We start from the raw sequence: 11,743 nt of genomic DNA, 5'->3' as shown, positions 1-11,743 counted from the left end.
GTGGCGGACCGTTTCGTCTACCACTGCACCCTGCGGTGGTCCGACCTCGACGCGTACGGCCACATCAACAACTCGCGCTTCCTCACCCTCTACGAGGAGGCGCGGGTGGCGTTGATGTTCGCCGGCGGCCGGGCGTGGGGAGTGGGCTCGTTCGCCGACGGCGTCGTGATCAGTCGGCACGAGATCGACTACCTGCGCCCGGTCGAGTACGCACTCGGCCGGGCCACCGCCGAGGCCGCCCCCACCGTGCGCATCGAGCTGTGGGTGGAGGAGATCCGAGGCGCGTCGTTCACCGTCGCCTACGAACTCTTCGACGGCGAGGTGCTGGCCAGCCGCGCCCGTTCGGTGCTGGTGCCGTTCGACCTGACCCGGCAGCGGCCCCGGCGGATCACCCCGGAGGAGCGGACGTTCCTGCTCACGTACGCGCCGCAGGGGCCGGTGGCGTGACGGCGGCCGACGGGCCGGTGGCCCCGGCGGGGGCCGGTGGCGGCGGAACGGTCGCCGGCGGGCACGGGATCGTCGACGCGGCCGACGCGGAGGCCTTCCTGGCCCGCCTCGTCCGGCTGGACGGCGGCGCGCCGGTCCGGCTCAGGTCGGCCGGCGCGACGGGCCGTACGGCCCTCTGGGGGCGTCTGCCGTGGGGCGTGCTGGTCGTGCGCACGGTGGCCGGCGAGGGCCCCGGCGACGCCACGGTCGCAGCCGGCGAGTTGCTGGCCGAGTTGGCGGCGGGCGGCGCAACCCTGCCGACGCGGCGGGACGAGCGGTGGCGGTGGCCGCTGCCGCCCACGGCGAGCCGCCGCGTGGAGACGCTGCCGGGCGCGGAGCTGCGGCGGATCGCTGCGGCGGCGGCGGGAGCCCTGCGGGACGCCAGCACCCACGGCGTCGGCGGGCGTGCGGTCGGGCAGCGGGCGCTGCGGGACGCGCTGCTCGACCACGTGCCCGTGGTGGTCACCCCGGAGGACCCGCCCGGCGAGCCGGTCGAGGTGACCCAGCGGATGGTCCAGGGGTTGGTCCGGATGGGCTTCCTGGGGTCCGCCGAGGGGTCCGCCGGGACGGTCGGCGGGGGCGACGTCCAGGTGCGCACGGTCGGCCGATGGGTCGGCCTGGTGGGACCGTACGGAGCGATCTGGTCGCAGAAGGCCACCGATCTTGCCGTGCGGCCCGTCTGAGGTCATCCGTTCGGATGACCCGCCGTCATTCTTCTGTCCTGGGGCTGCCGTTGGGGGGGTGCTTCAACCCGGCTGTCCGGGTACCGTCCATCCTCGGATCCAACGCACCGTAGGCGACTGGATCCGCTGGGGAGTGAGGTGCGCGAGCGATGCCGTGGTGGTCATGGCGCCCCGGTCCCGCCAACGGCGGCGGCGACTCGGAAAGGCGGAGCGGGATCACAGTGGAGAGCACCGTCCGGGTCGGACCACCGACCCCCCGTCAGCCGGCAGACGACTGCCCGCCGACGGAGCGAGCCGTGATCGCGGACATGTCCGCCACGGTCGAACCGGTAACCCTGCGCCGGGTATGCGACGCACTCGACAGGCTCGACGTGCGCTACCTGGCCGACGGCGACGGCAACCTGCTGGCCATGTGGGAGCGGCACGCCGTGCTGGTCACACTGGAGGGTCCGGAGGACGAGATCCTGGTGATGCGGGCCCGTCCACACGCGACGGTGCCGCCGGACTGGGCCGACCGCGCCTACCGCGTGGTCAACGAGTGGAACCACACCCGCCGCTTCTGCAAGGCCTATGTCGGAGACCCGACCGAGCGCGGCCAGTTGCCGATCTACGCGGAGTTGCAGGTGCCCTTCGGCGCCGGGGCACACGACGCGCTGCTGGTCGAGATGCTCGACTGCGGCGCGGCGGTCGCCACCAGCTTCGTGGACTGGCTGCACGACGAGGGCGCCCTGCTCTGAGCCGCCGGACGCCCGCCGGGCGATCCGGTACCCGTCCGACGCCGTCGGGCCGCCTGGCATCCGCCGGGCCGCCCGACGGCCTGCCGGGTCAGGCCGGCCCGGCCGGGTCCTCCATCGCGTTGACCATGAAGTAGGCGGCCCGCTCCAGGTAGTCCCACAGCGCGGTGGCGATCTCCGGTGGCAGGTCGAGGCGGTCCACGGCGCGGCGCATGTGGAGCAGCCACGCGTCCCGCTCGGCGGCGCCGATCCGGTACGGCGCGTGGCGCATCCGCAGCCGCGGGTGCCCCCGTTGCGCCGAGTACGTGTTGGGGCCGCCCCAGTACTGCATGAGGAACAGGGTCAACCGGTCAGCGGCCGGGCCCAGGTCCTCCTCGGGATACATGGGACGCAGCAGCGGGTCGTCGGCGACCCCGGCGTAGAACTCGTCCACCAGCTTGCGGAAAGTGGGCTCGCCGCCGACCGCTTCGAAGAGGGTCATCGACGCACCGGGACGGTCGGACTCACCTGCGGCATTCACCGTTCCATCCTGCCAGGTGCCGCGTCGGGCGACCGGGGGGTGCCGGCTGTGGGTCGGGTCACCGTGTGCCGCCGCTGTCCCGCTTCGCCGGGGCGACCGCCCAGCGGTCCGCCGGCCCGCCGGACCGCTCCTGCGCGCCCGCCGGCGTGGCGGGACCGGTCGCCCCGTCCGCCTGCCGGGGGGCCACCGCGCCCGCCTGCTGGGCCGCTCCGCCCGCCTGCTGGGCCGCCTCGATGGCCGCGTCGATCGCCGACCGGCTCGGCCAGCGCAGGGCGGCGAGCGTCATCAGCAGCACCCCGACGGCGCTCCACACCCCGACCACGAGCGGGATGGAGTATCGCTCGGCCAGCAGCCCGGTGACCAGGACGGCCAGGCCCTGGATGACCTGGACGCCGGTCGCCATCACGCCGAAGGCGCGGGCCCGGAAGCCGTCGGGCAGCGCCCGGACGAAGAGCCCGTTGGCCACCGGCAGCATGCCGGCGACGGCGAACCCGCAGGCGGCGGCGAGCAGCGCCACCACCAGCGGCGGCGGGTCGAGCAGGGCGGGCACCAGGGCCAGCGGGGAGAGCACCGCCAACGGCCGCATCAGGCTCAGCCGGCGGTCCGGCCCGAATGCCCGGCTGACGATGAGGCCGCCGAGGATGAAGCCGACGGGGTTCGCCGCCATGATGATCGCCTGGGCGGCGCCGGCGTCCAGCTGGCCGGCGTGCTCGCTCGCCCAGGCGGCGGCGAGGCCCTCCGGCACCACGGAGAAGAGCATGGCGGCGAAGACCAGCACGGCGATGGCCCGCAGCACCGGTGTGCCGAACACGATCTGGAAGCCCTGCGCGGTCTCCCGCAGCAGGTGGCTGCGGTGCGCGGCGGTCATCGCCGTCGGTCGGTCGGCCACGCCGAAGCGGACCAGCGCGGCCGACAGGGCGAAGGTCGCCGCGTTCACCAGGAGCGCGGTGGTCGGGTTGAACGCGGCGATGGCCGCGCCCGCCAGGTAGCCGACGACCTGGGCGGCCTGGCCGACGCTGCTGATCATCGACAGCCCGACCACCAGGCGGTCCCCGGTGAGGATCAGGGGGATCAGCGCCGACTTGGCGGCCTGGCTCGGTGGATTGGCCAGCGTGGTGGCGAAGAGCAGGGCCAGGATCATCGGGACCGGCATGCCGGGGATGGCGATGCACACCATCAGCACCATCCGGACGAGGTCGCAGACCACCATGACCTGCCGGTAGCGGTGCCGTTCCGCGAGCGTGGCGAGCAGGGGGCCGCCGACGAGCCAGGGCAGGTAGCTCACCGCGAAGGCGGCGGCCGAGAGCGCGACCGACCGGGTCTCCTCGTAGACCAGCAGGGTGACCGCGGCCTTGGCGATGTAGTCGCCGATCCAGGAGAGCGCGCTCGCCGTGAAGACGGCGCCGTATTCGCGATTGGCGAACACCTCGCGGAAGGTTGCCGGCCCTTCCGGGGAGGGTCGCTCGTCAGGCACCGTCGCCTCCATCGTTCCCCTGGCGGGCCACTCGTGATGGACGGCCCGGGAACCGTCGTCAGATCTACGGATCAGCGAGGACGTGATCACGCTCCGGGGGAGCGCGTGCACCGGATTTTGCCCGATCGTCCGACGAGTGGCTAGGGCGAAGGGGTAGATCGTCGCATCTCCGACTGAACGAACGGACGATACCCGAGGGGCCACCCGGCTCGCGACCCCCGCCGCCCGGCGTTCCGGTGCCTCAGGTGGCGCCACCCTGCCCGGTCTCGCCGGGGGTGCGCACCGGCATGCCCGGGTAGAACCGGGCGGCGGCGATCTTCGCGGTGATGCCGGAGTTCTCCAACGCCTCGGCGAGCCGGCGACGCAGCTCCCGGCCGACGGCGAACTGCCCGTCCGCCGTCGTCTTGACCACCGTACGGATGACCGCGCCGTCGACCGTCATCTGCTCGACGCCCAGCACCTCCGGGGCCTCGACGATCTCCGGCGCCAGGTCGGGGTCGATCGCCACCGAGGCGGCGGCGGTCCGCAGCACGGCCGTGGCCTCCTCCGTGCCGGCGAAGCCGATCGGCAGGTCGACCACCACCAGGGCCCAACCCTGGCTCTTGTTGCCCACCCGGACGATCTCGCCGTTGCGGATGTACCAGAGCACACCCCGCCCGTCGCGGACGGTGGTGACCCGCAGCCCGACCGACTCCACCACGCCGGTCGCCTCGCCGAGGTCCACGGTGTCGCCGACGCCGTACTGGTCCTCGATCAGCATGAACAGGCCGGCGATCAGGTCCTTGACCAGGCTCTGCGCGCCGAAGCCGAGGGCCACGCCCGCGATGCCGGCGCTGGCCAGCAGCGGGGCCAGGTCGAAGCTGAACTCCTTGAGGATCATCAACAGCGCGATGCCGAAGATGAACGCGGTGCTCAGGCTGCGCAGCACCGAACCGATCGCCTCGGCCCGCTGCCGGCGGCGCTCCGGAACGAACTCGCCCGGCTCGACGGAGGCGGTGGGGATCCGCTCGCGCAGCGGGCGCAGCATGGTCGGCACGCCCGCGTCGGTGGTGGTGCGCACCAGCCGGCGGATCGTGCGGTGCACCAGCCACCGGGCGGCGACCGCCAGCAGCAGGATCAGCGCTATCCGCAGCGGCTTGAGCAGGATCCAGTAGCTGCCCTCGGCGAACCACACCGAGCCGGTCATGTCGTAGACGCTCTTGCAGAGGGCGTCGTCCAGGCAGGTCGGCGACGGAGCCGGGTCCGGCGCCTCGACGGCGGGCAGGGCGGGCGGCGTCAGGCTGACAACGGTCACGCTGTCTTCGTACCCCACCAGGCGGGGCCGGATCCCGCCGACCCTCCGCGGCGTGACCCCGCCCCGGCGTCCCGGGGCCACGGCGCCGTGCGGGACGCGGGCGAACCGGTCATCTTGACACGCGCGGGGATCGCTTCCGGAGGGACCCCGGATTAGTACGTGCAATCCGGGGTCCGATCAGGGACGATGGGCGCACGGACGTCGGTGATCCGGCCGGCGTCGGCCGTGGTGGGTCGCCGTGCCCGTTTCCGGTCGGCGGTGGCGAGCAGGGGCCGCTGAACCGGGAGGGTGAACGCGATGCCTGACATACGACCCACGGTGGGCTCCGGTGCGCTGGTCCTCAACGCCACCTACGAGCCGCTGTGCGTCGTGTCGGTGCGTCGTGCCGCCATTCTCGTGCTCTCCGCCAAGGCGGTCTGCGTCGCCGACGGCGACGGCATCCTGCACAGCGCCCGCGACGCGCTGCCGGTGCCGTCGGTCGTCCGGCTCACCCGCTTCGTACGGGTGCCCTACCGCGCCCACGTCGGGCTCTCCCGCCGCGGCATCTTCGCCCGGGACGGCTGGCGTTGCGCCTACTGCCGGGGCCCCGCCGAGACCATCGACCACGTCTTCCCGCGCAGCCGGGGCGGCCGGCACGCCTGGGAGAACGTCGTGGCGGCCTGCGCCCGGTGCAACCACACCAAAGGCGACAAGACGCCGGCCGAGCTGGGCTGGCGGCTGCACGCGCTGCCGGCGGCCCCGAAGGGCACCGCCTGGCGGGTGCTCGGCCACCGGGCGCCGGATCCCCGCTGGGCCGACTGGCTCGACCTGCGCGAGTCCGAGGCGGCCTGACCGTCGCCCGCGCCGGGGAACTCGGCCCGCGGGCGGCGTCGGGGCCCGGTCACGTCGTGCGGGCCCGGACCAGCGACGCGAACACCACCACGTTGTCGGCGTACCCGGTCTCCCCGCCCACCCAGCGCCCGCCGCAGGTGATCAGGCGCAGCCGGGGGCGGCTGAAGTCCCCGAAGACCTCGTCCACCGGCAGCCGGTCCTTGTCGAAGCGCTCGACGGAGTCCACCTCGAAGACGGCCACCGACCGGTCCTGCCGGGCGACCTCGATCCGGTCTCCGTCCTGCAGGTCCCGCAGCTTGTGGAAGACCGCCGGCCCGGTGCTGGTGTCGACGTGCCCGACGATCACCGAGGGGCCGTACTGCCCGGGGGTCGGGCCCTGGTCGTACCAGCCGGCCTCCTGGGCGCGGGCGGCGTCCGGCACCGCGATGCTGCCGTCCGGGGCGATGCCGACGCCGTGCACGGGCGCCCGGACGTCGATCGGGTCGATCTCGATGCCGACGGGCCGGCTCGCGGGCAGCACCGGGAACTTCTTCGGCGCGGGTCGCAGCCCCGCGAGGAACCGCTCCGGCAGCACGCTCACGCCGGCGATCCGCTCCACGCCGAGCATCGTGATGATCAGCGCCATCAGCGTCCCGATCACAAGGACCGGCAGGCCGGGCCCCCGGCCGGCGGCCCACCGGCCGCGGCCGGCCGGGATCCGGCGGTACCGGGGTCGGGCGGGCAGCGGGCCGGCGGTCGGATCGGTGGTGGCGACGCTCGCCGACACCGCCTCCCCGGCCACCCGGCGCAGCCGACGGGCGGTCGCGGCCGCCGCCCGGCGGGACGCCCGCAGCGCCCGCCGGGTGGTCGCCCGGACCCGGCCCGGATCCGATCGCCTGGTACGCCTCTGGGAGCCGGCCATGGCGACGGCGGGTCAGGAACCGGACCCGGTCCGGCGGCGGTTGCCGAAGAAGCCGAAGCCCACGGCCAGGGCCACGACCGCGAGGCCGCCGATCATCAGCATCGAGCCGGTGCCCGAGGCGGCGGTGCCGCCGCCCCCGGTCGCCGGGCCCTTGCTGGGCTGCTCCATGTTCAGCACCGTGAGCGTGGTGGTCGCGGTCTTGCCGTTGTCGCAGCGCAGGTCGACCGGGTAGTCGCCGGGCTCCTTGCTGCCCGGAATGGTGACCTGGCCGGTCAGGAAGCCGTTGTCCGGCCGCAGCATCACCCGGCCGAAGGCATCGGAGTGCACGTCGGCCTGGCGGTTGTTGGCGTTGTCGCAACCGGCCCGGATGCTGACCCGGGTGCCGGCCTGCGCGCTGTTGGGCACCACCTCGACGAATGTGTTCTCACCCGCCCACGCGGGTGCGACGGTCGTCAGGACGAAAGCCGCGACCAGCCCCAAGACGGTCAGAGCGCGGGTCAGGGCACGTTGGAACGCTGTGAGCACCGGCATGATCCCCCCTTCCGGTGACGATCACCGGAATCCTCCCCCGGGCAACAGGGCCTGCTTTCCCGCTGGCCGGGGGGCAAACCAGGGGCGGGTCAGCGCTGCCGGTCGGCGGGGGGCAGCGGGGTGACGGGCTGCCACGCCAGGGGGGTGGAGAGGACCATCGTGCTGGACGGCTGGCCGTACGGGGCGAGTCGGTCGATGACGCCCTCGAAGTCGTCGATCGACCCGGCGGCCACCTTCAGCATGCTGCACGCGTCGCCGGTGATGCGGTGGATCTCCAGGATCTCGGGCCAGCCCGCCACGGCCGGGTCGTGCAGGATGCACCGCGCCCCGTAACAGGACATCCGGATCAGCGCGACCACGGTGCGGCCGGCCCGGGTCAGGTCGACGTGGGCGTGGTAGCCGGTGATCACCCCGGACTCCTCCAGCCGGCGCACGCGCTCGGCCACGGCCGGCGGCGACAGGTGCACCCGCCGGGAGAGCTCGCTGAAGGAGAGGCGCGCGTCGGCCTGCAGTTCCCGCAGCAGCGCCCAGTCCATGTCGTCCATGAGGCGACCTTACTTTCTCGAAGCCGAATCAGGCTCATGCCTTCTGCGTCGCAGGTCAGACGGGGTGAGCGCCGTTGATCCGGCATTCCATCCGGGGGTTCCGCCGAGAGATCATGTCGGCATCCCGAAAACGGCCGACCGTCGGCCGTCCCGGGGTGACGAAGCAGAGGGAGGCCACCGGTGAAGCAGACGGACGTGCGCGTACCCGCCAAGGCGGCGGTGCGCCCGGCGACCCCGCGGCAGCGCGCGGCCCGCGCCGCCCGCAACGGCGGCGAGCCGACGCTGGAGTTCGCCGAGCGGGTGCCGTACGACGCGTACGTGCACGCCAGCACGCTGCACCAACTGCAACAGCCGCTGAGTGACGACCCGGGTGAGATGTCCTTCCTGATGGTCAGCCAGATCATGGAGCTGTACTTCGGGCTGACCTGCCACGAGCTGCGCGAGACGCAGCGGCTGCTGCGGGCCGACCGGGTGTGGGACGCGCTGGCCCCGCTGCGCCGCGCCGCGCTGCATCTGGAGGGGCTGAACGCGGCCTGGAACGGGCTGCGCTGGATGACCCCCGCCGACTTCAACCGGTTCCGCAACCTGCTGGGCGAGGGCTCCGGCTTCCAGTCGGCGATGTACCGCCACCTGGAGTTCCTGCTCGGCCTCCGCGACGAGACGCTGATCCGGCCGTTCCGGCGGCAGACCGACGTCTACGCCGAGCTGCGCGCCACCCTGGCGGCACCGAGCCTCTGGGACGACGTGCTCGCCCTGCTGGCCCGGCAGGGCCACGACCTGCCGGCCGACCTGCTCGACCGGGAGTTCGCCGCCGAGCACCAGCCGCACGCCGCCGTGGAGGACGCCTGGGTGCGGATCTACGCCGAGCCCGGGCCGGAGAACCACCTGCGGATGCTGGGCGAGGCGCTCACCGAGGTGGCCGAGCAGTTCGGCGACTGGCGGCAGCACCACGTCAAGGCGGTGCAGCGGACAATGGGCGCCAAGGTCGGCAGCGGTGGCTCCGCCGGACTGGCGTGGTTGCAGCGCAGCATGGCCCGGGTGGTCTTCCCCGAGCTGTGGTCGGCCCGGACAGCGATGTGACCCGAGAGCGAGACGACCCCATGACCACCCCCACATCTGATTCGTCCAGCTTCGCCGCCGGTGAGGCCGAGGCGCGCCGCCTCGACGCCGCCCATCCCGGGCACCGCCACCTGTTCCACGTGCCGCCGGCCGACGGCGGGCGCTTCCGCGACGCCGCGTACCTGGCCGGCAACTCCCTGGGCCTGCAACCGCGGGCCACCCGCGAGGAACTCCTCGCCGACCTGGACGCGTGGCGCCGGCTCGGGGTCGAGGGGCACCTGGAGGCGGAACGCCCCTGGCTGCCGTACCACGAGCTGCTGACGGCGCCGGCCGCGCGACTGGTCGGCGCCGCCCCGGCGGAGGTCGTGGTGATGAACTCCCTCACCGTCAACCTGCACCTGCTGATGGTCAGCTTCTACCGGCCGGCGGGGGCGCGCACCAGGATCGTCATCGAGGACAGCGCCTTCCCCTCGGACAGCTACGCCGTGCGCAGCCAGGCCCGCTTCCACGGCCTGGACCCGGACACCAATGTCGTCCGGCTGCGCCCGCGCGCGGGCGAGGACACCCTGCGCACCGAGGACGTGACCGCCTATCTGGCCGCCGAGGGCGACACGGTGGCGCTGCTGCTGCTCGGCGGGGTCAACTACCTCACCGGCGAGCTGATGGACATCCCGACGATCACCGCCGCCGGCCGCGCGGCGGGGGCCGTGGTCGGTTGGGACCTGGCGCACGCCGCCGGCAACGTCCCGCTGGCCCTGCACGACTGGGACGTCGACTTCGCGGCCTGGTGCTCCTACAAGTACCTGAACTCCGGGCCCGGCGCGCTGGCCGGCGTCTTCGTGCACGAGCGGCACCTCGGCGACCCGGACCTGCCCCGCTTCGAGGGCTGGTGGAGCACCGAGGCGGCCACCCGGTTCGAGATGACCCCCGTCTCCCGGCCGCCGGCCACCGTGGAGGCCTGGCAGATCTCCAACCCGCCGATCTTCGCGATGGGCCCGGTGCGGACCTCGCTGGAACTCTTCGACGCCGTCGGGATGCCCGCGCTGCGCGAGCGCAGCCTCCGGCTCACCGGCTACCTGGCGGGGCTGCTGGACGAGGTGACCGCGAACCGTCCGCTGACCGTGGTCACCCCGCGCGAGCCGGAGCGGCGCGGCTGCCAGCTCTCGGTGCGCATCGGCGCGGGCAGCGCGGCCGGGCTGGCCAAGCGGCTGCGGCACGAGCACGGCGTGATCGCCGACGCCCGGGAGCCGGACATCATCCGGTTCGCCCCGGTGCCGCTCTATTCCACGTTCCACGACTGCTGGCGGGCCGCCGACGCGCTGGCCGCCACGGTGGAGGTGAACTCATGACCGACGAGCGGAACGAGATCGCGGTGGTCGGCGCGGGCCTGGCCGGCTGCCTGCTGGCCTGCTTCCTGGCCCGGCGCGGCTACCCGGTGGCGCTCTACGAGCGGCGACCCGACCCGCGTACCGGCACGGTGGAGCGGGGACGCTCCATCAACCTGGCGCTCTCCGAGCGGGGCCTGGACGCGCTGCGCCGCATCGGCCTGGACGAGCAGGTGCTGGCGGACGGGCTGCCGATGCACGGCCGGATGATCCACCCCGTCGACGGCGAGGCGCAGTTCCAGTCGTACAGCGCCTCCGGCGACCGGGCGATCAACTCGATCAGCCGGGGCGCGCTGAACAACGCCCTGCTCGACGCGGCCACCAGCCTGCCCGGGGTGCGGGTCGCCTTCGACCACCGGCTCGTCGGGCTCGATCCGACCAGCGGCGAGATGACCTTCGAGACCCCGCAGGGCACGGTCGCGGCCACCGCGTCGGTCGTCCTCGGCACCGACGGCGCCGGCTCGGCGGTGCGCGGGCAGCTGCTGGCGTACGGGCTGCTGACCGAGAGCGTGGACTTCCTCGACTACGGCTACAAGGAGCTGACAATCCCGCCGGTGGGCGGGGATTTCGCCCTCGACCCGGAGGCGCTGCACATCTGGCCGCGCGGCACCTCGATGATGATCGCGCTGCCGAACCCGGACCGCTCGTTCACCTGCACGCTCTTCTGGCCCACCCACGGCACCGCCAGCTTCGCCTCGCTGGGCAGCCCGGCGGCCATCGAGCGGCACTTCGCCGAGCACTACCCGGACCTGCCGCCGCTCGCCCCGGGCCTCGTCGACGACTACCAGCACAACCCGGTGGGCGTGCTCGGCACCGTCCGCTGCACCCCCTGGCAGGCGTACGGGAGGGTCGGCCTGCTCGGCGACGCGGCACACGCCATCGTCCCGTTCTACGGCCAGGGCGCGAACTGCGCCTTCGAGGACGTGGTCGAGCTGGACCGCTGCCTGGACGAGTGCGCCGACGACTGGTCGGACGCGCTGCCGCTGTTCCAGCAGCGGCGGCAGGAGAACGCCGAGGCGATCGCGCAGATGGCGCTGGCGAACTTCGTGGAGATGCGGGACAAGGTCGCCTCGCCGCTGTTCCAGGCCGGCCGGAAGGTCGAGCACGCGCTGGAGCGGGTGCTGCCGGGCCGGTACGTCTCCCGCTACGAGCTGGTGTCCTTCTCGACCACCCCGTACGCGGAGGTGCGTCGCCGGGTCCGCCGGCAGCACCGGGTGCTCGGGGCGGTGGCCGCCGGGGCGGCGGCGCTGCTCGCCGGCGCGGTCGGCCTCACGATCAGCCGAGGGAGGCGTCGATGACA

Annotated in this window: 12 protein-coding genes and 1 pseudogene; 7 read left to right on the top strand and 6 right to left on the bottom strand. The window is 73.7% G+C overall.

From position 1 onward, the window contains the following. The 3 genes from DER29_RS21040 to DER29_RS21030 all read left to right on the top strand — a co-directional run bounded on the left by DER29_RS21040 (position 1) and on the right by DER29_RS21030 (position 1,906). Entirely contained in the window at positions 1-447 is a 447-nt protein-coding gene (locus tag DER29_RS21040) for a thioesterase family protein (protein ID WP_121399422.1), read from the top strand. A 17-nt stretch (positions 448-464) separates the two neighbouring features. Next, on the top strand, positions 465-1,169 hold the full coding sequence (locus tag DER29_RS21035) for a hypothetical protein (protein ID WP_121400086.1): 705 nt from the start codon (positions 465-467) through the stop codon (positions 1,167-1,169). Between the two features lie 149 nt (positions 1,170-1,318). Next, complete coding sequence (locus DER29_RS21030) at positions 1,319-1,906, top strand: YbjN domain-containing protein (RefSeq protein ID WP_121399421.1); 588 nt, start codon at positions 1,319-1,321, stop codon at positions 1,904-1,906. 88 nt (positions 1,907-1,994) lie between these two features. Here the strand turns inward: DER29_RS21030 and DER29_RS21025 are convergent. The 3 genes and pseudogenes from DER29_RS21025 to DER29_RS21015 form a co-directional block, all read right to left on the bottom strand. Beyond that, positions 1,995-2,485: pseudogene (locus tag DER29_RS21025) on the bottom strand (globin). Beyond that, positions 2,482-3,909: an MFS transporter gene (locus DER29_RS21020; RefSeq protein ID WP_121399419.1), complete on the bottom strand. Its 1,428-nt coding sequence runs from the start codon at positions 3,907-3,909 to the stop codon at positions 2,482-2,484. Before DER29_RS21020 ends, DER29_RS21025 begins: the two are co-directional and overlap by 4 nt. Positions 3,910-4,138: 229 nt before the next feature. After that, entirely contained in the window at positions 4,139-5,191 is a 1,053-nt protein-coding gene (locus tag DER29_RS21015; RefSeq protein ID WP_370040361.1) for a mechanosensitive ion channel family protein, read from the bottom strand. 297 nt (positions 5,192-5,488) lie between these two features. Between DER29_RS21015 and DER29_RS21010 the strand changes: the two genes are divergently transcribed. After that, positions 5,489-6,022 (top strand): HNH endonuclease, encoded by a 534-nt coding sequence (locus DER29_RS21010; RefSeq protein WP_121400084.1) that lies wholly within the window; start codon positions 5,489-5,491, stop codon positions 6,020-6,022. A 49-nt stretch (positions 6,023-6,071) separates the two neighbouring features. Here DER29_RS21010 and DER29_RS21005 read toward each other — a convergent pair whose 3' ends face one another. The 3 genes from DER29_RS21005 to DER29_RS20995 all read right to left on the bottom strand — a co-directional run bounded on the left by DER29_RS21005 (position 6,072) and on the right by DER29_RS20995 (position 7,999). Next, positions 6,072-6,923 carry a class F sortase gene (locus tag DER29_RS21005; protein ID WP_121399418.1) on the bottom strand — a complete coding sequence of 284 codons (852 nt, stop codon included), beginning with the start codon at positions 6,921-6,923 and terminating at the stop codon, positions 6,072-6,074. A 12-nt stretch (positions 6,924-6,935) separates the two neighbouring features. Then, on the bottom strand, positions 6,936-7,454 hold the full coding sequence (locus tag DER29_RS21000; protein WP_121399417.1) for a hypothetical protein: 519 nt from the start codon (positions 7,452-7,454) through the stop codon (positions 6,936-6,938). 89 nt (positions 7,455-7,543) lie between these two features. Then, positions 7,544-7,999, bottom strand: coding sequence for an Lrp/AsnC family transcriptional regulator (locus tag DER29_RS20995; protein ID WP_121399416.1), 456 nt, complete (start codon positions 7,997-7,999; stop codon positions 7,544-7,546). Between the two features lie 180 nt (positions 8,000-8,179). On the opposite strand from DER29_RS20995, the gene DER29_RS20990 reads away from it, so the two are divergent. From DER29_RS20990 to DER29_RS20980, 3 genes are read left to right on the top strand one after another with little or no spacing between them, the layout of a single operon-like run. Then, the gene (locus DER29_RS20990) at positions 8,180-9,079 is read left to right on the top strand and encodes a tryptophan 2,3-dioxygenase (RefSeq protein ID WP_121399415.1); all 900 of its coding nucleotides are present in this window, start codon (positions 8,180-8,182) and stop codon (positions 9,077-9,079) included. A 20-nt stretch (positions 9,080-9,099) separates the two neighbouring features. After that, entirely contained in the window at positions 9,100-10,407 is a 1,308-nt protein-coding gene (gene kynU / locus DER29_RS20985; protein ID WP_121399414.1) for a kynureninase, read from the top strand. Further along, on the top strand, positions 10,404-11,741 hold the full coding sequence (locus tag DER29_RS20980; RefSeq protein WP_121399413.1) for an NAD(P)/FAD-dependent oxidoreductase: 1,338 nt from the start codon (positions 10,404-10,406) through the stop codon (positions 11,739-11,741). The genes kynU and DER29_RS20980 overlap by 4 nt, the downstream gene beginning before the upstream one ends. Positions 11,742-11,743: the final 2 nt, after the last annotated feature.

It is taken from the genome of Micromonospora sp. M71_S20 (genome assembly GCF_003664255.1).
In the GTDB taxonomy this organism is placed as follows: Bacteria; Actinomycetota; Actinomycetes; order Mycobacteriales; family Micromonosporaceae; genus Micromonospora.
Note: the sequence above shows the minus strand (reverse complement) of the source record. Positions and strands in the feature narration are given on the sequence as shown.

What these genes read in the sequence shown, in the direction of transcription:
- DER29_RS20980 (WP_121399413.1), top strand. Translation starts at nt 10,404, where the DNA reads ATGACCGACGAGCGGAACGAGATCGCGGTGGTCGGCGCGGGCCTGGCC.
- DER29_RS20995 (WP_121399416.1), bottom strand. Translation starts at nt 7,999, where the DNA reads ATGGACGACATGGACTGGGCGCTGCTGCGGGAACTGCAGGCCGACGCG.
- DER29_RS21010 (WP_121400084.1), top strand. Translation starts at nt 5,489, where the DNA reads ATGCCTGACATACGACCCACGGTGGGCTCCGGTGCGCTGGTCCTCAAC.
- DER29_RS21005 (WP_121399418.1), bottom strand. Translation starts at nt 6,923, where the DNA reads ATGGCCGGCTCCCAGAGGCGTACCAGGCGATCGGATCCGGGCCGGGTC.
- kynU (WP_121399414.1), top strand. Translation starts at nt 9,100, where the DNA reads ATGACCACCCCCACATCTGATTCGTCCAGCTTCGCCGCCGGTGAGGCC.
- DER29_RS21030 (WP_121399421.1), top strand. Translation starts at nt 1,319, where the DNA reads ATGCCGTGGTGGTCATGGCGCCCCGGTCCCGCCAACGGCGGCGGCGAC.
- DER29_RS21020 (WP_121399419.1), bottom strand. Translation starts at nt 3,909, where the DNA reads ATGGAGGCGACGGTGCCTGACGAGCGACCCTCCCCGGAAGGGCCGGCA.
- DER29_RS21000 (WP_121399417.1), bottom strand. Translation starts at nt 7,454, where the DNA reads ATGCCGGTGCTCACAGCGTTCCAACGTGCCCTGACCCGCGCTCTGACC.